The organism is Pseudomonas sp. Snoq117.2, assembly GCF_900110545.1.
GTDB classification, from domain to species: domain Bacteria; phylum Pseudomonadota; class Gammaproteobacteria; order Pseudomonadales; family Pseudomonadaceae; genus Chryseomonas; species Chryseomonas benzopyrenica.
In genome coordinates this window covers 44746-66266 of record NZ_FOED01000010.1, presented here as the reverse complement: position 1 = coordinate 66266, position 21521 = coordinate 44746, and the positions used below count along the sequence as shown (strand labels likewise).

The window sequence follows — 21521 nt, the reverse complement described above, 5'->3', positions numbered from 1 at the left end:
ACTAACGCGGTGCCAGGTGCACCACCAGCAACTGCACGCTCTCGTTGCCGCGGAATTCATTCACGTCCAGCCGATAGGCCAGCTCGGCCCAGCGGATGTTGGGATCGGGCCAGGTGTCACGGTCGATGTTGAAGGCGATGCCGTCCAGCTCCGGGCCGCCCTGCTCGCTGCGCAGGGTCAGCTTGAGGTGCCGTTCCTTGAGCAGGCGCTGGGAGAGGATCTCGAAGGTGCCGTGAAACAGCGGCTCGGGGAACTGCTGCCCCCAAGGGCCGGCCTTGCGCAGGGCCTGGGCCAGATCGAGCTGGAATTCGCTCGGAGCGAGGCAGCCATCGGTCTGCAGGCGCCCACTGAGGTCGTCGGCCTGCAGATGGCGACGGACCTCGGCGTCGAAGGCGCTGGCAAAGGTCTCATAATGCGCCTGGGGCAGACTGAGGCCGGCGGCCATGGCGTGACCGCCGAACTTGGTGATGAGCCCCGGATGACGGGTCGCCACGGCGTCCAGGGCATCGCGGATGTGCAGCCCGGGTACCGAACGCGCCGAGCCCTTGAGCATGCCGTTGCCACTGCCGTCGTCGGCGAAGGCCAGCGCCGGGCGGTGATACTTTTCCTTGAGGCGCGAGGCGAGGATGCCGATCACGCCCTGGTGCCACTCCGGGTCGAACAGACAGAGACCGAAGGGCAGATTGTCTTCCGGCAACTCCTTGAGCTGCTTGAGCGCCTCGCGCTGCATGCCCTGCTCGATGCTCTTGCGATCCTTGTTGAAGTCGTCCAGCTGCTGAGCGTATTCCTGCGCCAGTTGCGGGTCTTCGCAGAGTAGCAGCTCGATACCGATGGACATGTCGTCCAGGCGCCCCGCCGCATTGAGCCGCGGGCCGAGAATGAAACCCAGGTCGCTGGAGGCCACCTTGCCCGGCTGGCGCCCGGCCACTTCCAGCAGCGCCTTGAGCCCCGGTCGTGCCCGGCCGGCGCGGATACGCATCAGCCCCTGGTGCACCAGGATGCGGTTGTTGGCGTCCAGCGGCACGACGTCGGCGACGCTGCCGAGGGCGACCAGATCCAGCAACTCGGCCAGATTGGGCTCCGCCAGGCCCTGACGGGCGAACCAGCCGTTCTCGCGCAGGCGACTGCGCAGGGCCAGCATCACATAGAAGATCACCCCGACCCCGGCGATGCATTTGCTGGGAAAGGCGCAGGCCGGCTGATTCGGATTGACGATGGCATCGGCGGCGGGCAATTCGGCGCCCGGCAGGTGGTGGTCGGTGATGACTACCTGCAGCCCGGCCGCCTTGGCCACGGCCACTCCATCCAGGCTGGAGATGCCGTTATCGACGGTGAGCAGCACCTCGGGTTCGCGCTGCAGGGCCACGGCGACGATCTCGGGCGTCAGGCCGTAGCCGTATTCGAAGCGATTGGGCACCAGATAGTCGACCCAGGCCGCGCCCAGGCGACGCAGGGCCAGCACGCCCACGGCGCTGGCGGTGGCGCCATCGGCATCGAAATCGCCGACGATGAGGATGCGCCGGCGCTCTTCCAGAGCGCGCGCCAGCAGCTTCACCGCCGCCTCGATGCCCTTGAGCTGGTGATAGGGCACCAGCCGCGCCAGCCCCTTGTCCAGTTCTTCCGGCAGGGTCACGCCGCGCGCGGCATAGAGCCGGGTGAGCAGCGGCGGCAGATCGCCCAGGTCGGGCAATACCGCCGGCAGCGGACGGGGCTCCAGGCGCATCAACGTTCGCCCAGCAGCCATTCCAGCTGCAATTCGTGCTGACCGCGGTCGTCGGTGACGAACAGGGTGCCTTCGCTGATCATCACCTGCCAGGAAATGCTGCGCGGCAGATCGCGGGCCAGTTCGGCCAAGGGCTCGGCGGGAACCGCGGCGATGTGCAGATTCTTCAGCGTCCTGACCGCGTCCACCACCTTGGTCTGCCAGACGCGCAGATTGCCGTAGGCCAGCAGGCTGGTGCGCTCGGTGCGACGGCTGCACCAGGTCAGGCGCTCGGCATCGGGCTGGCCGACTTCGATCCAGTGCAGCACCCGGCCATCGAGACTCTTTTCCCACAGCGCCGGCTCGTCGACGTCGGACAGGCCACGACCAAAGGCCAGCTGCTCGTTGTACCAGAGCACATAGGCCAGCAACCGCACCGCCATTCGCTCCTCGGTCTCGGAGGGATGCCGCGCCACGGTCAGGCGCAGATTCTCGTAGACCCCGCGATCCAGATCGGTGAGGTTGAGTTCGACTTTGTAGGGCGTGGCTTGCAGAGCCATGGGCGGGTCACCGGCAGGGAAAGCCGGGCATTGTACCGGAAAAGGCCGATGGGCTTGGGACCGTGGATCCGTAGGTTGGGCTGAGCGTAGCAGCGACGGTTGGAGTCTGCCTTGTTGGGCTTCGACGATGGAGCCGTCTCAACCCAACCTACAGGTCAGCGTAGGTTGGGTTGAGCGCAGCGAACCCCAACAAAGACGGTTGGAGTCCGCCGTGTTGGGCTTCGACGAGGGAGCCGTCTCAGCCCAACCTACAGTCGCCGGTTGGACGAACCCCCTTACAGCGGCTGACCACGCTTGCCGTGGCGGCTGACGAAGGCCTGGACGGCGGCCAGGTCGTTGGGCAGCACGGTGCAGCGCTCTTCACGCTGCAGCAGATCGGCCAGGTGGGTCGGCAGGCTGAGGGTCGCGCCGATGCCGGCCTTTTCCACCGCTTCGGGGAATTTCACCGGGTGGGCGGTACCCAGCACCACCATGGGCGTGGCCAGGCTGCGGCGGCATTCGCGAGCGGCGTGCACGCCGATGGCGGTGTGCGGATCCAGCACCTCGCCAGTGGCGGCAAAGACCTCGGCGATGGTGGCGCAGGTCTCCTCGTCGCTCACGGCCAGGGAGTCGAACAGCTTGCGCGCTTCGGTCCAGCGATCGTCCGCCACCGTCAGGGTGCCGCTGCTGCGGAAGTTCGCCATCAGCTCGGCCAGGGCCAGGCCGTCGCGACCGTGCAGGTCGAACAACAGGCGCTCGAAGTTGGACGAGACCATGATGTCCATGGACGGCGACAGGGTGGCTTCCAGCTGCTGCTTGTCGTAGCGATTGCCGGACATGAAGCGGTGCAGGATGTCGTTGCGGTTGGTGGCCACCACCAGCTGGCTCACCGGCAGCCCCATGTTGCGCGCCAGGTAGCCGGCGAAGATGTCGCCGAAGTTGCCGGTGGGCACCGAGAAGGCAATGGAGCGCGCCGGGGCGCCCAGCTGCAGGGCCGCGTGGAAGTAGTAGACGATCTGGGCCATGATCCGCGCCCAGTTGATCGAGTTGACCGCCACCAGCGGGGTGCCCTTGAGGAAACCCTGATCGGCGAAGCTGGCTTTGACCATCTCCTGGCAGTCGTCGAAGTTGCCTTCGATGGCGATGTTGTGGATGTTGTCGCCCAGCAGCGTGGTCATCTGCCGGCGCTGCACTTCTGACACCCGCTGGTGCGGATGGAGGATGAAGATGTCGACGTTCTCACAGCGCTTGCAGCCTTCGATGGCCGCCGAGCCGGTGTCGCCGGAGGTGGCGCCCATGATCACCACGCGTTCGCCGCGCTTGGCCAGCACATGGTCGAGCAGCCGTCCCAGCAGTTGCAGGGCGAAGTCCTTGAAGGCCAGGGTCGGGCCGTGGAACAGCTCCAGCACCCACTCGTTGGCATCCAGCTGGCGCAGCGGCGCGATCGAGCTATGGGCGAAACCAGCGTAGGTCTCTTCCAGGATGGCCTTGAATTCGGCATCGGCGATGGAGCCGGCGACGAAGGGCTTCATCACCCGGAAGGCCAGCTCGTGGTAGGGCAGACCGGCCCAGGAGGCGATCTCTTCCAGGGAAAAGCGCGGCAGGTTCTCCGGTACATAGAGACCACCATCGCTGGCGAGACCCGCCAGCAGCACTTCTTCGAAATTCAGCGCGGGCGCCTGGCCGCGGGTACTGATGTAACGCATGACTCGACCTCGGGAAAGACGGCGGCGCCGGGCGCCGCCAGGCTGCTCAGTTCAGGTGCTCGACACGGATGCGGACGACATCGCCGACGACGTCATCGAGGGCTTCCAGCGCGGTGATGGCCTCGACCATGTGGCGCTCCGTCACGCGGTGGGTCAGCAGGATCATGGGCACCAGGCCGTCATGTTCCTCGGCTTCCTTCTGCATGATGGACTCGATGTTGATGCCGCGCGCCGAGAGGATGCTCGCCACCTGGGCCAGCACGCCCGGGTGATCCTTGGCCTGGATACGCAGATAGTAGGCGCTCTCGCAGGACTCGATCGACAGCACCGGATGGTCGGACAGCGCATCGGGCTGGAAGGCCAGGTGCGGTACGCGATTCTCGGGATCCGAGGTCATGGCGCGAACCACGTCCACCAGGTCGGCCACCACCGCCGAGGCGGTCGGCTCCTGGCCGGCACCGGCGCCGTAGAACAGCGTCGAGCCGACGGCGTCGCCATTGACCATCACCGCGTTCATCACGCCGTTGACGTTGGCGATCAAGCGATCGGCCGGGATCAGCGTCGGGTGCACCCGCAGCTCGATGCCCTGGTCGGTGCTGCGCGCCACGCCCAGGTGCTTGATGCGATAGCCCAGCGCCTCGGCGTAGCCGACATCGGCGGTGGTCAGGCGGGTGATGCCCTCGGTGTAGGCCTTGTCGAATTGCAGCGGAATGCCGAAGGCGATGGAGGCCAGGATGGTCAGCTTGTGGGCAGCATCGATGCCTTCGACGTCAAAGGTCGGATCGGCCTCGGCATAGCCCAGCGCCTGGGCTTCGGCCAGGACATCGGGAAAGGTGCGACCCTTCTCGCGCATCTCGGAGAGGATGAAGTTGCCGGTGCCGTTGATGATGCCGGCCACCCAGTTGATGCGGTTGGCGGCCAGGCCTTCGCGCAGCGCCTTGATCACCGGGATGCCGCCGGCCACCGAGGCCTCGAAGGCGACGATCACGCCCTGCTCGCGTGCCTTGGCGAAGATCTCGTTGCCATGCACGGCGATCAGCGCCTTGTTGGCGGTGACCACGTGCTTGCCGTTGGCGATGGCGCGCAGCACCAGTTCGCGGGCCAGGGTGTAGCCACCGATCAGCTCCACCACCACGTCGATCTCGGGATTGTCGGCCACCGCCAGGACCTCGGCGGTGATCGGCGTACTGCCGGTATCGCACTGGGGATTGGGTCGGCGCTGGGCGATCTGCGCCACCTCGATACCCCGTCCGGCGCGCCGGGCGATTTCCTCGGCGTTGCGCTTGAGTACGTTGAAGGTCCCGCTGCCCACGGTACCCAGACCACAGATGCCTACTTTGACCGGCTTCACACCCTTATCCCCATGTCGTATGGGACCGCTCCGCGGCCCCGTTCATAGCTCTGATTGAGGCGCCTAGCGGGCGCCGATTGCCGCTTCCGCCAGCTGGTCGGCCGGCTGGTAGCCCGGGATCATCTGGCCATCGGCGAGAATGATCGCCGGGGTACCCTGGATGCCCATGTTCTGCCCCAGCGCGAATTGCTGGGCGACCGGATTCTGGCAGCTCTCGGACTTGACCTCACGGCCGGTGAACATCTGGTTCAGCGCCGCCGGCTTGTCCTTGGCGCACCACACCGATTCCAGCTGCTTGGAGCCCGGTGAGCCCATGCCCTGCCGCGGGAAGGCCAGGTAGCGCACCTCGATGCCACGCTTGTTCAGCTCGGGCACCTCGGCGTGCAGCTTCTGGCAATAGGGGCAGGTGGTGTCGGTGAAGACGGTGATGTGCGCCTTGGTCTCGCCCTGGGCGGGATAGATGATCATCTGGTTACGGTCGAGGCCGTTGATCTGCCGCGCCACGGCGACGTTCTCGGCCTTCTCGGTCAGGTTGGAGGCCTTGCCGTCCTTGACCTGGTATAGATAGCCCTGCATGACGAACTGGCCGTCGCCGCTGGCATAGAGCACCCGGCCGCCCTTGAGCTGGACCTGGTAGAGACCTTCCAGCGGGCTCTTGGCGATGGACTCGATGGCGAGATTGGGCTGCAGCGCGGTCAGGCTCTGGCGAATGGCCTGCTCAGGTTCGGCCTGAGCCAGTTGCACGCCGAGCCCCAGGCAAGCGGCGAGCAACAGTTGGGAAATACGCATGTTTGACTCCTGTTGAGACGCCGGCAAGCCTACCACAGACCTGCCGACTACGGCGGTGGGCCCTAGCCGCGCGGATGGTGCTGGGCGTGCAGTTGCTGCAGCCGCACGCGGGCGACGTGGGTGTAGATCTGGGTGGTGGACAGACTGGTATGGCCGAGCAGCATCTGCACCGTGCGCAGATCCGCGCCGTGGTTGAGCAAATGGGTGGCGAAGGCGTGCCTCAGGGTATGCGGTGACAGCGAGGTGCGGATGCCCGCCACCTGGGCATGCAGCTTGATGCGGTGCCAGAAGGTCTGCCGGGTCATGGGCGTGCCCCGCTGGCTGGGAAAGAGGATATCGCCGGGCTGGCCGCCCAGCAGCAGCGGGCGCGCGGTCTTCAGATAGCTTTCCAGCCAGGCGATGGCCTCTTCGCCCAAGGGGATCAGCCGCTCCTTGCTGCCCTTGCCGAAGACCCGCAGCGAGCCCTCGCGCAGGTTGATCTCGTCCAGGGTCAGGCTGATCAGCTCGGTCACCCGCAACCCGGTGGCATAGAGCACCTCGAGCATGGTGCGATCGCGCAGGCCCAGGGTGTCTTCGGTATCTGGTGCGGCCAGCAGGGCTTCCACGTCCGCCTCTGACAGGCTCTTGGGCAGCGGTGCGCCCAGTTGCGGCATGCTCACCAGCAGCGTCGGGTCCTCGGCGACCCGCCCCTCGCGCACGGCATACTTGTAGAAGCTGCGCAGACCGGAGAGAAAGCGCGCCGTGGAGCGCGCCTGGTAGCCCTCGCTCAGGCGCCAGCCGAGATGATCGAGCACGGCGTCGCGACCCAGGTTCTCCAGGGTCAGCCCCCTGCCCTCCAGCCAGCGGGCGAAGGCCAGCAGATCGGTGCGATAGGCGCTGCGGGTATGGGGCGACAGTCCCTTTTCCAGCCACAGGGCGTCGAGGAATTCCTCGATCAGCCGTTCGGCGCTCACGCGGCGAAGCCTGGCAGCACCGGCGTCGGCTTGCCCTCGTCATCGACCGCGACAAAGCTGAAGGCGCCGTTGATGGCGCGCTCGCGCCCTTCCGCCAGCATGCCTTCGACGAAGACCTCCACCTGCACCTTGATGCTGGTGTTGCCAACCTTCACCACCCGGCCGATCAGCTCGACGATGGAGCCGGCGGGGATGGGGTGGTTGAAATCGATCCGGTCGGTGGAGACGGTGACCAGCGGCTTGCGACAGAAGCGCGTCGCGGTGATGAAGGACACCTCGTCCATCCAGGCCAGGGCGGTGCCGCCGAACAGGGTGTCGTGATGATTGGTGGTGGGCGGGAAGACCGCCTTGGCCACCCGGGTTTCCGACAGCGCGGTACGCCGCTGGATTTCCGCTTCGCGGGTCGTCATTGCTTACCTCGAACCTCAGAAACGAAAAAAGCAGCCGAAGCTGCTTTTTTCTGGTCACGCCGCGATCAGGAAAGCTTTTCCTTGATGCGCGCAGCCTTGCCGGACAGTTCGCGCAGGTAGTACAGCTTGGCCTTGCGCACGTCACCGCGACGCTTGACGCTCAGGCTGTCGACCAGCGGGCTGTAGGTCTGGAAGGTACGCTCGACGCCAACGCCGTTGGAGATCTTGCGCACGGTGAAGGCGCTGTTCAGGCCGCGGTTACGCTTGCCGATCACTACGCCTTCGAAGGCCTGCAGACGCTGACGGTCGCCTTCCTTCACCTTAACCTGGACAATCACGGTGTCGCCGGGGGCGAACGCCGGGATTTCTTTGCTCATCTGCTCAGCTTCGATCTGGGCAATGATTTTGTTGGTCATGTCACTCTGCTCCTAAGACAGGCCGCGGCCCGCCATCGATACCTAACTATCGTTCCGCTGACGAAGGTATTCCGCCAACAGGTTCTGCTCTTCCCCAGAAAGCGAGCGGCTATCCAGAAGATCGGCGCGTCGCTCCGCAGTGCGTCCCAGGGACTGCTGCAGGCGCCAGCGCCGGATATGCTCGTGATTACCACTGAGCAACACGTCGGGTACGCGACGGCCCTCGTACACCTCGGGTCGGGTGTAGTGCGGGCAATCGAGCAGGCCGTCGGTAAACGAATCCTGCTCGGCGGAATCCACATGCCCCAAGGCTCCGGGCAGCAGTCGCGTAACCCCATCGATCAGCACCATGGCCGGCAATTCACCGCCGGACAGCACATAGTCGCCAATCGACCATTCTTCATCCACGTGCGTCTCGATGAAACGCTCGTCGATGCCTTCGTAACGCCCGGCGATGAGGATCAGATGCTCCTCCTGCGCCAGTTCCCGTACCGCCGCCTGGTCGAGCTTGCGACCCTGGGGGGACAGGTAGATCACCTTCGCCGCCGAATCACCCCGGGCATCGGCCAGGGCGCGCTCCAGCGGCTGGATCTTCATGACCATGCCGGGACCGCCGCCAAAGGGCCGGTCGTCCACGGTCTGGTGGCGATCCTCGGTATAGTTGCGCGGGTTGTAGCAGGTCAGCTCCAGGAGCCCCTGCTTCATCGCGCGACCGCTCACGCCATAGGCGCTCACGGCTTCGAACATCTCGGGAAAGATGCTGATGACATCGATACGCATGGATCAGAAATCCGCATCCCAGTCGACCTGCATCTCGCCCTTGGCCAGATCCACCGCCAGCACGTACTGGTCGGGCAGATAGGGCAACAGACGCTCACGATCGTCGAGGCTGCCAGCACAGGGCATGACCACCATGACGTCGTTGGCCCCGGTCTCCAGCAGATGATCCACCACACCCAGCCACTGGCCTTCGCGATTGATCACCTTGAGACCTTCCAACTGATGCCAGTAATAGTCGCCGGCGCCCAGCTGGGGTAATTCACTACGCGGCACGCAGATCTCGAAACCGGCCATCAGCCGGGCTTCTTCACGATCGTCCAGGCCCTGCAGCCGTACCGTCAGGACCTTGCCGTGCAACCGACCGCCGAGCACCTTGACCTGCCGGGTCTCGCCTTCGCGCCGCAGCGTCCAGGTCCGATAGTCCAGCAGATTGTCGAGCGGATCGGTAAAGGAGTAGATCTTGAGCTCACCACGTACGCCAAAGACCGAAACTATCTTGCCCAGGACCACCAGGTCGGGGGCGGAGGTCGGCGTACTCATGGTCTTCAGGCGGTAGCCTGAGCGCTCTTCAGCAACTGAGCGACGCGCTCGGACGGCTGGGCGCCCTGCGACAGCCAGTAGCTGGCACGCTCTTGGTCCACCGACAGACGGATTTCTGCGCCGCTGGCCACCGGGTTGAAGAAACCGATGCGCTCGACGAAACGACCATCACGCGCATTGCGGCTGTTGGTCACGGTCAGGTGGTAGAAGGGGCGCTTCTTGGAGCCGCCACGGGCTAGACGGATGGTTACCATTGAACTTCGTTCCTGTAGTCGGTGCTTGTAGCTGTGGGCACACTGGGCCACATGGCCCGAAAGGCCGCATATTCTAAGGGCTGTCACCCGGTTTGCCAATGGCTTTAAACGGTGCCCTCGGCATTGCGGCAGCCTGGAGACTCCAGCAGCGGAGCCTCGTCGCTCGCGAAGGTGCATCAGCACTGGTGCCGACGCCCCACGCAGAGCCCTTTCCAATGCCGGCCATCTGGCGACGGGCGGCACCGGAAAATCACATCTTGGGCATGCCGCCGCCAGGGAACATGCTGCCCATGCCGCGCATCATCTTGGCCATGCCGCCCTTGGCGGTGACCTTCTTCATCATCTTCTGCATCTGCTTGTGCTGCTTGATGAGGCGGCCGACGTCCTGCACCTGGGTACCGGAGCCCAGGGCGATGCGCTTCTTGCGCGAGCCGCTGATCAGTTCCGGATCGCGGCGCTCGGCCGGGGTCATGGAGTCGATGATGGCTTCCATCTGCTTGAAGTGCTTTTCCGCCGCGCCCTGGGCGTTGCCCATCTGCTGGATGTTCATGCCACCCATCATGGTCGGCAGCTTGTCCATCAGCGAACCCAGGCCGCCCATGTTCTTCATTTGGCGCAGCTGATCGCGGAAGTCCTCGAGATCGAAGCCCTTGCCCTTCTTGAGCTTCTTGGCCAGCTTGTCGGCCTTTTCGCGATCCAGGGTCTGTTCGGCCTGCTCGATCAGCGAGAGGACGTCGCCCATGCCGAGGATGCGCGAAGCGACACGGTCCGGGTGGAAGGGATCGAGGGCTTCGCTCTTCTCGCCCATGCCGATGAACTTGATCGGCTTGCCGGTGATGTGGCGGACCGACAGGGCGGCACCGCCCCGGGCATCACCGTCGACCTTGGTCAGGATCACGCCGGTCAGCGGCAGGGCGTCGTTGAAGGCCTTGGCGGTGTTGGCGGCGTCCTGACCGGTCATGGCGTCGACCACGAACAGGGTCTCGGCAGGCTTGGTGGCGGCGTGGACCTGCTGGATCTCCGCCATCATCTCGCTGTCGATGTGCAAACGACCGGCGGTGTCGACGATCACCACATCGATGAATTTGAGCTTGGCTTCGCGAATGGCGGCCTGGGCGATCTCTACCGGCTTCTGGCTGATGTCGGAGGGGAAGAAGGTGACCCCCACCTCCCCGGCCAGTGTTTCCAGCTGCTTGATGGCAGCCGGACGATAGACGTCGGCGGATACGACCATGACGGTCTTCTTCTTGCGCTCCTTGAGGAAGCGCGCCAGCTTGCCCGCAGTGGTGGTCTTGCCCGCGCCCTGCAAGCCGGCCATGAGGATGACCGCCGGCGGCGCCACGTTGAGCGCCAGGTCTTCGTTGGCCGCGCCCATGATGGCTTCGAGTTCGGCGCGCACGATCTTCACGAAGGCCTGGCCCGGGGTCAGGCTCTTGGACACCTCGGTGCCGACCGCCCGCTCCTTGACCCGGTTGACGAATTCCTTGACCACCGGCAGGGCGACGTCCGCCTCGAGCAGCGCCATGCGCACCTCGCGCAGGGTGTCCTTGATGTTGTCTTCGGTGAGCTTGGCCTTGCCGGTAATGTGGCGCAGGCTTTGGGACAGGCGGTCTGTGAGATTCTCGAACATGCGGACATCCAGGGCAGAAACGGCGGCTGACCGACAAGTATAACGAAAGAGCGCCTGACCAGGGATAGCCGCTGGGGCCGGTTACCGCGTGAATCCGTCAGCAGCGCCCGCTTTGGCGAGCAGCTGAGGAAGCAAGGACAGGCACCGGCATCAGGGCCGGTGCCCGAGGGGACGGGATCAGAAAATCAGCGAGAAGATGCCGATGACCACCACCAGGCCGATCAGAAAGATGATGCCCATGGTACCGCCGAGAAATTTAAGCATGGTCGCGACCTCTTCTAGATATGTACTTCATGGGACCACCCGACAGCGGCCAGGGTTCGCCCGATCCAGCCAGCCAGCATCAGGGCGTGGCTCGGACTTTCTGTACCGCCCTGTCTGTGCCACACTCGCCTGCTTTCCGCTCTGCTGAAACCGGACCATGCACGCCCTGCTGCCCACCCTCCTGGCCGCTGCCCTCTATCTGCTCGCGACCCTCTACCAGGGCAGTTGCCTGCTGCGTAAACAGCCGTCGAGCAAGCCCCTGGTCCTGGGCGCCGGCATCCTGGCCCTGCTGCCCCACGCCCTGGCCGTCTATCTGCAGCTGATCCTCGAACCGACCCTCAGCCTGGACTTCTTCGACGCCTCCAGTCTGATCTCGGCGACCGCCATCGCCCTGATGCTGATCGGCTGCCTGCGCATGCCGCTGCAACCCTTGCTGGTGCTGATCTATCCCCTCGGCGCCATCACCGCGCTGCTGGCCGAATTCGTACCGCCCGGCACCGTGACCCCGCTGGACGTCTCGCCCAAGATCGTCGTGCACGTGCTGCTGTCGATCATCGCCTACGGTCTCTTCACCCTGGCGGTGCTGCAGTCGCTGCTGCTGCTGATCCAGGATCGCCAGCTCAAGAACAAGCATCCGTCCGGCCTGATCCGCAGCTTTCCCCCGCTGCAGACCATGGAAAGCCTGCTGTTCGGCTTTCTCTGGGCCGGCTGGGTGGTGCTGTCGCTGTCGCTGATCTCCGGCTGGTTCTTTGTCGAGGACATGTTCGCTCAGCACCTGGTGCACAAGACGGTGCTCTCCTGCATCGCCTGGGTGGTGTTCGGCATTCTGCTGTGGGGTCGCAATCGGCTGGGCTGGCGCGGCCACCGGGCGATTCGCTGGACGCTGCTGGGCTTCATCCTGCTGATGCTGGCCTACTTCGGGAGCAAGCTGGTGCGGGAATTCATCCTGCATCGTTGACAGTCCTCATTCCGCTACCTGCATAATCAGACGACCGAACCACGTTCGGCGCGACCCGGCCAACAGCCAGGTCGCGCCCGGCACGTCATAACAGGTCGTCACGCCCGTCCCCATCCTCGGACAGCCGCTGCCCCATCGGGCCGCTCCGGCAGACGCCTCCTACAAGAACGACTGCCCGGTATCTCTGCATGTCCACGACCGCTGCCGCCTTCAACGCGCCCACTTCCGTGCCGCGCAATTCCCCCACCCGCGTGGCCACCGCCAGCTTCATCGGCACCGCCATCGAGTTCTACGATTTCTATGTCTATGCCACGGCCGCGGCCCTGGTGATCGGCCCGGTGTTCTTTCCCCAGGGCTCGGGCATGGCCCAGACCCTCAGCGCCTTCATCACCTTTGGCATCGCCTTTCTGGCGCGTCCCCTGGGTTCGCTGCTGTTCGGCCACTTCGGTGATCGCATCGGGCGCAAATCCACCCTGGTGGCCTCGCTGCTGCTGATGGGCATATCCACCACCCTCATCGGTCTCCTGCCTGGCTACGCCAGCATCGGTGTCTGGGCCCCCATCCTGCTGTGCCTGCTGAGATTCGGCCAGGGCCTGGGTCTGGGTGGCGAATGGGGTGGTGCGGCGCTGCTGGCCACCGAGAACGCCCCGCCTGGCAAGCGCGCCTGGTTCGGCATGTTTCCCCAGCTCGGGCCCTCCATCGGCTTCCTCATGGCCAATGGCCTGTTCCTGGCCTTGGCGCTGCTGCTGGACGATGAGTAATTCCGTGCCTGGGGCTGGCGCATCCCCTTCCTGCTCAGCGCCCTGCTGGTGGTGGTCGGCCTCTATGTGCGGCTGTCGCTGCACGAGACGCCGGTGTTCGCCGAGGCCATGGCCCGCCGCGAGAAGCTGCGCCTGCCCATGGTCGAAACCTTCGGCAAGCACGGCAAGGCGGTGCTGCTGGGCGCCCTGAGCATGGTGGTGTGCTACGCCCTCTTCTACATCTCCACGGTGTTCTCGCTGAGCTACGGGGTGAAGAATCTTGGTTACAGCCGGCAGGAATTCCTCGGCCTGCTGTGCATCGCGGTGCTGTTCATGGCCCTGGCCACGCCGCTGTCGGCCTGGCTGGCGGATCGCTTCGGCCGCAAGCCGGTGCTGGCGGTGAGCGCCATCGCCGCCCTGCTGTCGGGCTTCGCCATGGAGCCGCTGTTGACCCACGGCTCCAGCCAGGCGGTCGGCCTGTTCCTGGCGCTGGAATTGTTTCTCATGGGCATGACCTTCGGTCCCATGGGCGCCCTGCTGCCGGAAATCTTCCCGACCCAGGTGCGCTACACCGGTGCCTCGGCGGCCTACAACCTGGGCGGCATCCTTGGCGCCTCCCTCGCGCCCTATGCCGCGCAGCAACTGGTGGAAGCCGGCGGCCTGAGCTGGGTGGGCGGCTACGTCTCGGCGGCGGCGGCCATCAGCCTGGTGGCGGTGCTCTGCATGCGCGAGACCCGCGATCAGTCACTGTAGATTCTTCAGCGCATGAAAAAGGGCCCCGCAGGGCCCTTTTTCTTGGTGCGAGACGGCGTTACAGCTCGACCTTCACCGCCTGGGAAGCACGCACGGCCTTGGCGCGCGCCGTCTCGATGCTTTCGTCGCGAGCCAGGGCCACGCCCATGCGCCGCTGCCCCTTGACCTCCGGCTTGCCGAACAGGCGCAGCGCGGTGTCGGGTTCGGCCAGGGCCGCGCCGAGGTTGCCGAAGGCGGTCTGCCGCGACTCGCCGTCCACCAGGATAACCGCCGAGGCCGAGGGGCCGAACTGGCGGATGGTAGGGATCGGCAGACCGAGGATAGCGCGGGCGTGCAGGGCGAATTCGGACAGGTCCTGGGAGATCAGGGTCACCAGACCGGTGTCATGGGGACGTGGCGAGACTTCGCTGAACCAGACCTGGTCCCCCTTGACGAACAGCTCCACGCCGAACAGGCCGCGACCGCCCAGGGCCTCGGTGACGGCGCGAGCGACCCGCTCGGATTCGGCCAGAGCCTTCTCGCTCATGGCCTGGGGCTGCCAGGACTCATGGTAGTCGCCCTTGACCTGGCGATGCCCGACCGGTGCGCAGAAGGCGGTGCCGCCGACGTGGCGCACGGTCAGCAGGGTGATCTCGTAGTCGAAGTCGACGAAACCCTCGACGATTACCCGGCCCTTGCCGGCGCGACCGCCTTCCTGGGCGTACTGCCAGGCGGCCTGCAGCTCATCGGCGCTGCGCAGCAGGCTCTGGCCCTTGCCCGAGGAACTCATGATCGGCTTGACCACGCAGGGATAGCCCAGCGCCTCGGCGGCGGCGGCGTAGTCTTCGTAGGTATCGGCGAAGTGATAGGGCGAGGTGGGCAGGCCCAGCTCCTCGGCGGCGAGGCGACGGATGCCTTCGCGATTCATGGTCAGCTGGGCCGCGCGGGCAGTGGGCACCACGGTGTAACCCTCGCCTTCCAGCTCCACCAGGGTGGCGGTGGCGATGGCTTCGATTTCCGGCACGATGAAGTGCGGCTGCTCGCGCTCGATCACCGCGCGCAGGGCGGCGCCGTCGAGCATGTCGATGACGTGGCTGCGGTGGGCGACCTGCATGGCCGGGGCATCGGCGTAGCGATCCACGGCGATGACCTCGACGCCCAGACGCTGCAGCTCGATGACGACTTCCTTGCCCAGTTCGCCGGAGCCGCAGAGCAGCACGCGGGTGGCGCTGGGGGACAGGGGGGTACCGATACGGGGCATGACAGATCTCTCCGGCTGATATCAGGTCAGGAAGGCCGCACCGCCCGCCCGCGCCCGCTCGTCGCAGCGCAGCAGCACCTCGCGGCGCTCGCTGTCGCTCATGGACATCCAGCGGGTGATCTCGGCGGCGCTGCGCTGGCAACCGATGCAGATGTCCTGTTCGTCCAGGGCACAGACATGGACGCAGGGCGAACGCACGGGTGAATTGGCGGTGGTCATGCGGCTTCCCTCGAATGGCCGCGCATTGTGCCCGTTAACGTCCGACTTGGCATGTGCCTTTACCTTGTCGCTAGGCTCTGCACGAAAAGGCCTGCGCTCGGTGATGCTTCGTTGAAAAACGCCTGGATCGCCAGCCCGGCCTGGGCGGCCCCGTCGCAATGCTCATTTACCACTCGTAAACTCGTTCGCGAGCCCGGTCCGCTTCCTCAGCGCTTTTCTCCTCGCCTGACCTTCGCTCGGCGACTTTTCGTACAGAGCCTACCGCTCAATCCCGCCTGGGCGGTGCCTTGAGCACGATACCGGCGTCGTACAGCAGGTTGACCAGCTCGACGATGATCACCGCGGTCAGTCCCCAGATGCGGTGCTCGCCATACTGATAGCTGGGCACCTGCCAACGCAGGCCGTCGTGGTCGACCCTGAGGGTGTAATCCGGCGGCACCTCGCAGAAGAACTGCAGGGGCACGGTAAAGATCGCGGCGATCTCGGCTTCGCTGGGGACGTATTCGAGCTGATCGGGAATCAGGGCGACGATGGGCGTCACCGCCAGGCCGTAGCGTGACACCAGCGGACTCAGGGGCGCGATCACCTCCACCAGGCCTGGCGGCAGCCCGACCTCTTCCTCGGCCTCGCGCAGGGCAGTGGCGATCAGATCGACGTCCTCGGGATCGCGCCGGCCGCCCGGCAGGGCCACCTCGCCGCCATGGGTGGACAGGTTGCTGGCCCTCAGGGTGAGCAGCAACTCGGGATGCTCGCCACGAATGATGGGCACCAGCACCGCCGCTTCCTGATGGCTCTCGGTGCCGCTCAGGGTGCGCGGCCGATAGTGACGCAGGCGCTGGAGCAACTCATCCACGCCGGAATTCTCCCTTGCTCATCGTTTCCCCTGGATCATGGCACGCTCGCCAGGCAATCCCAAGCCCAGCCATCGCTTGCGAGGCCCGCGACCGCCCCGGCACACTGCAGCAAAACGAGGATGAATCATGAAGCATTGCAACCACTGTGGCGGCCTGCTGGAAGAACGCATTCCCGCGGGCGACAACCGCATGCGCCTGGTCTGCAGCCAGTGCGGCGCGGTGCATTACCAGAACCCACGGGTGGTGGCCGGCTGTCTGGCGACCTGGGAAGGCCGGGTGCTGCTCTGCCAGCGCGCCATCGAGCCGCGCAAGGGCTACTGGACGCTGCCGGCGGGCTTCATGGAAAACGGCGAGACCACCCCCGAGGCCGCCGCCCGCGAGACCCTCGAGGAAGCCGGCGCGCAGGTGCATGACCTGGAGCTCTATACGCTCTTCGATCTGCCGCACATCGACCAGATCTACATGCTGTTCCGTGGCGAGCTGGTCGACGGACGCTTTGGCGTCGGCGAGGAAAGCCTGGACGTGCGCCTTCTGGACGAAGCCGACATCCCCTGGTCGTCTCTGGCTTTTCCGACCATCAAGCGAACACTAGAATGCTTTTTCGCTGACCGCCGCCGCGGCGAGTTTTCACTGCGCCATGAGAGCATGGCGCCCATGGTGGTCGCACCCAAGCCTGCCTAAGGGCCTGTTCAACGTCTGCTCGCGAGACCTTGAACAGGCTCTGAGCTCTTCCGAGGATCTTCTCGACATGCGTCCGTTGCACCTGTTGTTGGCGCTCTGCTATGTGCTGTGCGGTTCGTTGCTTCCCCAGCTGGTCCAGGCCAGTACCAGCGTCACGGTGATCCGCCAGCCGGCCGCGCCGCTGATCGACAAGGTGCTGGTCATCAAGTCGCGCAATCAGCTGCAACTGCTCAGCGGCGACACCGTGATGAAGTCCTACCGCATCTCGCTGGGCAAGAATCCCCGCGGTCCCAAGCTGCGCGAGGGCGACAAGCGCACCCCGGAAGGCTTCTATTGGATCGACTGGCGCAAGACCAGCGACAAATTCAACCTGGCCATGCACATTTCCTATCCCAATCGCGAGGACCTGGCGCGCGCCAGCCAGGCCGGCGTGCGTCCCGGCAGCATGATCATGCTGCACGGCACCCCCATCGACGAGGAGTACCCGGAGTGGTACTTCAACTCGCTGAACTGGACCGAGGGCTGCATCGCCATGACCAACCACGACATGCGCGAGGTCTGGGGGCTGGTCAAGGACGGCACTATGATCGAGATCCGCCCCTGAGAGCCTATCCAAAGGCTGCTGCGCGTCGGCCAGACTGCGTTGAAAAGGCCTTCGGAATGCTCATTTACAATTCGTAAACTCCGCTTCCTCAGGCCTTTTCGCCTTGTTTGGCTCTAGCTCGCGAGCCTTTGAACAGCCTCTGCGCCGCTAGGCTTCCCGTGCCCTACCCCGCCACCTGCTCCGCGGGCGAGACGATGGTGGTCTTGCCCCGCGAACGACCGCTGCTGAGGTAGTCGGCGATGGATTCCTGGGTGACCTCGCCAAGGAAGTCGTTGTCGGCGCTGAGCACCGGCAGCCAGGACGTGTTGAACTGGTACATGCGCGACAAGAGGATGCGCAGGTGCTCGTCGAAGGCCGCGGTGGCCTTGAACGGGGTGACGAAGGGCGCCACCGGGCCGCTCTGCCCGCGCAGGTCGCGGCGGCGCACGTAGCCCAGGCCCTTGTTGGCGGCATCCGTCACCACCACATGGCGGCGATCGTGCTCTTCCATCAATTCCACGGCATCGCCGATCAGCGTCTCGGCCTGGATCGCAGGCGCGTTGTCGGCGGCGTCCTCGGCGCGAATCAGCAGCAGGCGCTTGAGGGTGCTGTCCTGGCCGACGAAGTTGCTGACGAACTCATCCTTGGGATGGGCCAGCAGGGTGTCCGGATGATCGAACTGCACCAGGCGCCCGCCGCGGAACACGGCGATCTTGTCGCCCAGGCGGATGGCCTCGTCGATGTCATGGCTGACCATGATCACCGTCTTGTTCAGCGCGCGCTGCATCTGGAAGAACTCGTTCTGGATGGCGTCGCGATTGATCGGGTCCACCGCACCGAAGGGCTCGTCCATCAGCAGCAGCGGCGCCTCGGCCGCCAGGGCACGGATCACGCCGATGCGCTGCTGCTGGCCACCGGACAGTTCGCGTGGATAGCGCGACAGGTACTGCTTGGGCTCCAGCTGCACCATGCTCATCAGCTCGGTGGCGCGCTCGCGGCACCTCTTCTTGTCCCAGCCCAGCAGCTTGGGTACCACGGTGATGTTTTCCTCGATGGTCATGTTGGGGAACAGACCGATCTGCTGGATCACATAGCCGATATGGCGTCTGAGGGTCACCTCGTCGATGCCGGTGGTGTCCTCGCCGTTGATCAGCACCCGCCCCGAGGTGGGCTCGATGAGGCGGTTGATCATCTTCAGGGTGGTGGTCTTGCCGCAGCCGGAGGGGCCGAGGAAGACGCAGATCTGGCCCTCCTCCACGGTGAGGCTCACGGCGTCCACCGCGGTCACGTCCTTGCCGTGCTGCTTGAAGGTCTTGGTCAGGCGGTCGAGTTCGATCATCTGGGGCTCCTTAAGAGGCGCTGCGCAGGCCGCGCGGGGTGAGGCGGCGTTGCAGCCACTGCAGGACGAGGTCGGCGACGATGGCCAGCAGGCTGACCAGCACGGCGCCGACGATGAGAGTGGCCATGTCGCTGCGACTGATGGCGGTGAGGATGAGCACGCCCAGGCCACCGGCGCCGATGGTGGCGGCGATGGTCATGACGCCGATGTTCATGACCACGGCAGTGCGCACCCCGGCCAGGATCACCGGCAGAGCGATAGGCAGCTCGACCATCCGCAGGCGCTGCCAGAAGGTCATGCCGATGCCGGCGCCCGCCTCGCGGATCCCCGGTTCGACGCTGGTCAGCGCCAAATAGGTGTTTCTCAGGATCGGCAACAGCGAATAGAGGAACACCGCAGTGATCGCCGGCAGCGGACCGAGGCCCTGGCCGAACTTGGAGTAGAACGGCAGCAGGAGGCCGAACAGGGCGATCGAAGGCAGCGTCATGACCACCGTGGCCACCGCCTGCAGTGGTCCGGCCAGCGCAGGGTAGCGGGTCATGAGGATGCCCAGGGGCACGCCTACCAGGATCGCCAGGGTCACGGCGATGCCCACCAGGGTGATGTGCTGGCGGGTCAGGTCGAGGACCTGCAGCCAGTCGATGTGATTGAAGGAGGTGACGAAATCCATGGGGTCATTGCCCTCCGCTTAGGGGGTGCTGGGCGAGAAAGTCGCGGGCCACCTGGGCCGGCGTCTGCCGCTCGATGTCCACCTTGGCGTTGAGCTGGCGCATGGTGGCCTGGTCCAGGCTTTCCGCCAGGGGCCTCAGCAACGCGGCGAGATCCGGGTGCTTGGCCAGGTACCCGGCGTTCACCACCGGCGCGGCGGTGTAGTCGGGGAAATAGCCCTTGTCGTCTTCCAGCACCTTGAGCTTGAAGGCATCCAGGCGGCCGTCGGTGGTGTAGACCAGTCCAGTGAACACCTGGCCGTTGCGCAGCGCGGTATAGACCAGTCCCGGATCCATCTGGCGGATGTCGTCACGGGTGTAGTTCAGGCCATAGGCCTTGACCAGGCCGGCGAGGCCGTCGGAACGGTTGGCGAATTCGATGTCCAGCGCGGTCAGGTGGCGCTTGCCGGCCTCGGCCTTGAGCAGCCGGGCCAGGTCGCTGATGCTGTTCAGCTCGGGATGCTGCTGGGCGACCTTTTCCGGTAGCGCCAGGGCGTAGGTGTTGTTGAAGCGGGTGGGCGCCAGCCAGGCCAGCCCGACCTTGGCGTCCAGCTCCTTGACCCGCTGGTAGGAGGCGTCCTTGTCCAGCCGCTCGGTGACATGGTTGTAGGCCACCAGCGAGGTACCGGTGTATTCCCAGGTGAGGTCGAGCTGGGCGTTCTTCACGCCGTTCCAGGCGATGGTGCTGCCCAGGCCGCCGACGATCTCCGGCTGGTAGCCGTGCCTGGACAGGTACTGCCCGGTGAGCTCGGCGAGAATGGCCTGCTCGGTAAAGACCTTGGCACCGATGCGGATGGGCTCGGCCTGGGCACCACTGGCCAGCGCCAGTCCGAACCAGGCGGCGCCCAGGGCGATAAGCAACTTCTTCATCTCGTCTCCTTAGCGGGCCAGGCCGCGTTCCAGCCAGAGGCGACTGGCGAGCAGCACCAGGCCATCCAGCAGCAGCGCCAAGAGCGCTGTGGCGGCCGCGCCCAGCAGCAGCTGTGACTGGTTCTCCAGGGCGATGGCAGGAAAGATCAGACTGCCCAGGCTGTTGGCGCCGATGAGAAACACCAGCGGCGTGGTACCGACGTTGATCGCCAGGGCCACCCGCACCCCACCGACGATGATGGGCACGGCATTGGGCAACTCCACCTTGGTCAGCACCTGGGTGGGGGTCATGCCGATACCGGTGGCCGCTTCCTTGAGCGAGCCCGGCACGTTCTTCAGCCCCTCGTAGGTGTTGCGCACGATGGGCAGCAGCGAAGCGAGAAACAGCGCCAGGATCGCCGGCCCGTCACCGATGCCGACGACGCCCAGGGCGATGGCCAGCACCGCGAGCGGCGGCACGGTATTGCCGATGTTGAACACCTGCATGAAGCGCTCGGCACTGCGGGCGAACCGCGGCCTGCTGAGCAATACCCCGGCGGGAATGCCCACCAGCAGCGCCAGGACCATGGAGACGGCCACCAGGTAGAGGTGGGCCTGGAGATAGAACAGCAGATCCGCGCGATAGGTACTGAGGGTATCCCTACCGATCCAGTGCACCAGCAGTGCCAGGATCACCACTCCCACGGCCGAGCCGAGCAGGAGGGTCTTGAACTTCGCCATGTCAGGCTCCTTCAACGGGCGGACAGGCCGCATGCCTTCCGAGTGCGGACCTCGCGACAGGGGCGAGGCGCAGGACGGCTGTCCGGGTTCAGGGTCGAGACACAGCAGGGCATGGCGGGTATGCCGGCTGGACCAACGGGGCGGTGCGGATCTCGGGATCTGCCTAGCCCTTGGGTGTCGCTCTCTCGTAGCGACATGGCGCTTTGCCTCGACCGAAGAGATTGACGTCCATCGCAGTCGATAGTTCGTCAGCTCCTTTTCAGGCTAACCCAATAGACTCGCTCAATGCCAACCCAATCGCGGAAAGCGACACACCTTGACAGGGTGAAAGGCCCAGGCGAGAGGCTCGGATACCCGAAGAAAAGCGAGAATCGCGTGCTAGAGCAGTCGGCGAATATGTGACGATAAATTTAATACCTTTACTGTTAGCTGCTCTGCAGACTCGACGCGACATCTGTCACAGATGCGATGGCAGACCGGCTCGGTTTCGTGGAGCGTGACACAGCTCAGCTGACGTACGGTC

General features: G+C 65.3%; 22 protein-coding genes and 1 pseudogene. 4 read left to right on the top strand and 19 right to left on the bottom strand.

The window, feature by feature from the left end; all coding sequences use genetic code 11:
- Position 1: 1 nt before the first annotated feature.
- From recJ to ffh, 12 genes are all read right to left on the bottom strand, one after another.
- Complete coding sequence (gene recJ / locus BMZ43_RS20345) at positions 2–1723, bottom strand: single-stranded-DNA-specific exonuclease RecJ (protein ID WP_093256102.1); 1722 nt, start codon at positions 1721–1723, stop codon at positions 2–4.
- Positions 1723–2262, bottom strand: coding sequence for a YaeQ family protein (locus BMZ43_RS20340; RefSeq protein ID WP_007160963.1), 540 nt, complete (start codon positions 2260–2262; stop codon positions 1723–1725). The genes recJ and BMZ43_RS20340 overlap by 1 nt, the downstream gene beginning before the upstream one ends.
- A 275-nt stretch (positions 2263–2537) precedes the next feature.
- Positions 2538–3947, bottom strand: coding sequence for a threonine synthase (gene thrC, locus BMZ43_RS20335; RefSeq protein WP_093256100.1), 1410 nt, complete (start codon positions 3945–3947; stop codon positions 2538–2540).
- A gap of 46 nt (positions 3948–3993) precedes the next feature.
- Positions 3994–5298: a homoserine dehydrogenase gene (locus tag BMZ43_RS20330; RefSeq protein ID WP_093256098.1), complete on the bottom strand. Its 1305-nt coding sequence runs from the start codon at positions 5296–5298 to the stop codon at positions 3994–3996.
- 63 nt (positions 5299–5361) lie between these two features.
- Complete coding sequence (locus BMZ43_RS20325; RefSeq protein ID WP_068383462.1) at positions 5362–6087, bottom strand: thioredoxin fold domain-containing protein; 726 nt, start codon at positions 6085–6087, stop codon at positions 5362–5364.
- 62 nt (positions 6088–6149) lie between these two features.
- Complete coding sequence (gene xerD / locus BMZ43_RS20320) at positions 6150–7040, bottom strand: site-specific tyrosine recombinase XerD (protein ID WP_068383463.1); 891 nt, start codon at positions 7038–7040, stop codon at positions 6150–6152.
- Complete coding sequence (locus BMZ43_RS20315; protein ID WP_007160958.1) at positions 7037–7450, bottom strand: acyl-CoA thioesterase; 414 nt, start codon at positions 7448–7450, stop codon at positions 7037–7039. Before BMZ43_RS20315 ends, xerD begins: the two co-directional genes overlap by 4 nt.
- 65 nt (positions 7451–7515) lie before the next feature.
- Entirely contained in the window at positions 7516–7866 is a 351-nt protein-coding gene (gene rplS, locus BMZ43_RS20310; protein WP_068383465.1) for a 50S ribosomal protein L19, read from the bottom strand.
- A gap of 42 nt (positions 7867–7908) precedes the next feature.
- Positions 7909–8646, bottom strand: a complete 738-nt coding sequence (gene trmD / locus BMZ43_RS20305) for a tRNA (guanosine(37)-N1)-methyltransferase TrmD (RefSeq protein ID WP_068383467.1) — start codon at positions 8644–8646, stop codon at positions 7909–7911.
- 3 nt (positions 8647–8649) lie between these two features.
- Positions 8650–9186, bottom strand: coding sequence for a ribosome maturation factor RimM (gene rimM, locus BMZ43_RS20300; RefSeq protein WP_064307868.1), 537 nt, complete (start codon positions 9184–9186; stop codon positions 8650–8652).
- 5 nt (positions 9187–9191) lie between these two features.
- Complete coding sequence (gene rpsP, locus BMZ43_RS20295) at positions 9192–9440, bottom strand: 30S ribosomal protein S16 (RefSeq protein ID WP_017640797.1); 249 nt, start codon at positions 9438–9440, stop codon at positions 9192–9194.
- 250 nt (positions 9441–9690) lie between these two features.
- The gene (gene ffh, locus BMZ43_RS20290; RefSeq protein WP_007160953.1) at positions 9691–11070 is read right to left on the bottom strand and encodes a signal recognition particle protein; all 1380 of its coding nucleotides are present in this window, start codon (positions 11068–11070) and stop codon (positions 9691–9693) included.
- 421 nt (positions 11071–11491) lie between these two features.
- Between ffh and BMZ43_RS20285 the strand changes: the two genes are divergently transcribed.
- Together BMZ43_RS20285 and BMZ43_RS20280 are read left to right on the top strand one after the other, a co-directional pair.
- Positions 11492–12292, top strand: a complete 801-nt coding sequence (locus tag BMZ43_RS20285; protein WP_017640798.1) for a cytochrome C assembly family protein — start codon at positions 11492–11494, stop codon at positions 12290–12292.
- 188 nt (positions 12293–12480) lie between these two features.
- A pseudogene (locus BMZ43_RS20280) lies at positions 12481–13785 on the top strand (MFS transporter).
- Between the two features lie 58 nt (positions 13786–13843).
- Here the strand turns inward: BMZ43_RS20280 and purT are convergent.
- The 3 genes from purT to BMZ43_RS20265 all read right to left on the bottom strand — a co-directional run bounded on the left by purT (position 13844) and on the right by BMZ43_RS20265 (position 16097).
- The gene (gene purT / locus BMZ43_RS20275; protein ID WP_093256095.1) at positions 13844–15025 is read right to left on the bottom strand and encodes a formate-dependent phosphoribosylglycinamide formyltransferase; all 1182 of its coding nucleotides are present in this window, start codon (positions 15023–15025) and stop codon (positions 13844–13846) included.
- A 21-nt stretch (positions 15026–15046) separates the two neighbouring features.
- Entirely contained in the window at positions 15047–15244 is a 198-nt protein-coding gene (locus tag BMZ43_RS20270; RefSeq protein WP_017640802.1) for a DUF1289 domain-containing protein, read from the bottom strand.
- Between the two features lie 265 nt (positions 15245–15509).
- Positions 15510–16097 carry a CoA pyrophosphatase gene (locus BMZ43_RS20265; protein ID WP_068383471.1) on the bottom strand — a complete coding sequence of 196 codons (588 nt, stop codon included), beginning with the start codon at positions 16095–16097 and terminating at the stop codon, positions 15510–15512.
- A 127-nt stretch (positions 16098–16224) separates the two neighbouring features.
- Here BMZ43_RS20265 and BMZ43_RS20260 point away from each other — a divergent pair, with 127 nt between their 5' ends.
- Together BMZ43_RS20260 and BMZ43_RS20255 are read left to right on the top strand one after the other, a co-directional pair.
- The gene (locus BMZ43_RS20260; RefSeq protein WP_093256091.1) at positions 16225–16779 is read left to right on the top strand and encodes an NUDIX hydrolase; all 555 of its coding nucleotides are present in this window, start codon (positions 16225–16227) and stop codon (positions 16777–16779) included.
- A 130-nt stretch (positions 16780–16909) separates the two neighbouring features.
- Entirely contained in the window at positions 16910–17383 is a 474-nt protein-coding gene (locus BMZ43_RS20255; protein ID WP_371913895.1) for a L,D-transpeptidase family protein, read from the top strand.
- 163 nt (positions 17384–17546) lie between these two features.
- Here BMZ43_RS20255 and BMZ43_RS20250 read toward each other — a convergent pair whose 3' ends face one another.
- Genes BMZ43_RS20250 through BMZ43_RS20235 form a run of 4 tightly spaced genes read right to left on the bottom strand, consistent with a single transcriptional unit; the run spans position 17547 to position 20998 of the window.
- Positions 17547–18701, bottom strand: coding sequence for an ABC transporter ATP-binding protein (locus BMZ43_RS20250; protein ID WP_093256085.1), 1155 nt, complete (start codon positions 18699–18701; stop codon positions 17547–17549).
- A 10-nt stretch (positions 18702–18711) separates the two neighbouring features.
- On the bottom strand, positions 18712–19371 hold the full coding sequence (locus tag BMZ43_RS20245) for an ABC transporter permease (protein WP_064307863.1): 660 nt from the start codon (positions 19369–19371) through the stop codon (positions 18712–18714).
- Between the two features lie 4 nt (positions 19372–19375).
- Entirely contained in the window at positions 19376–20278 is a 903-nt protein-coding gene (locus BMZ43_RS20240; protein ID WP_017640808.1) for a glycine betaine ABC transporter substrate-binding protein, read from the bottom strand.
- A gap of 9 nt (positions 20279–20287) precedes the next feature.
- Positions 20288–20998, bottom strand: coding sequence for an ABC transporter permease (locus BMZ43_RS20235; protein ID WP_017640809.1), 711 nt, complete (start codon positions 20996–20998; stop codon positions 20288–20290).
- Positions 20999–21521 lie beyond the last annotated feature (523 nt).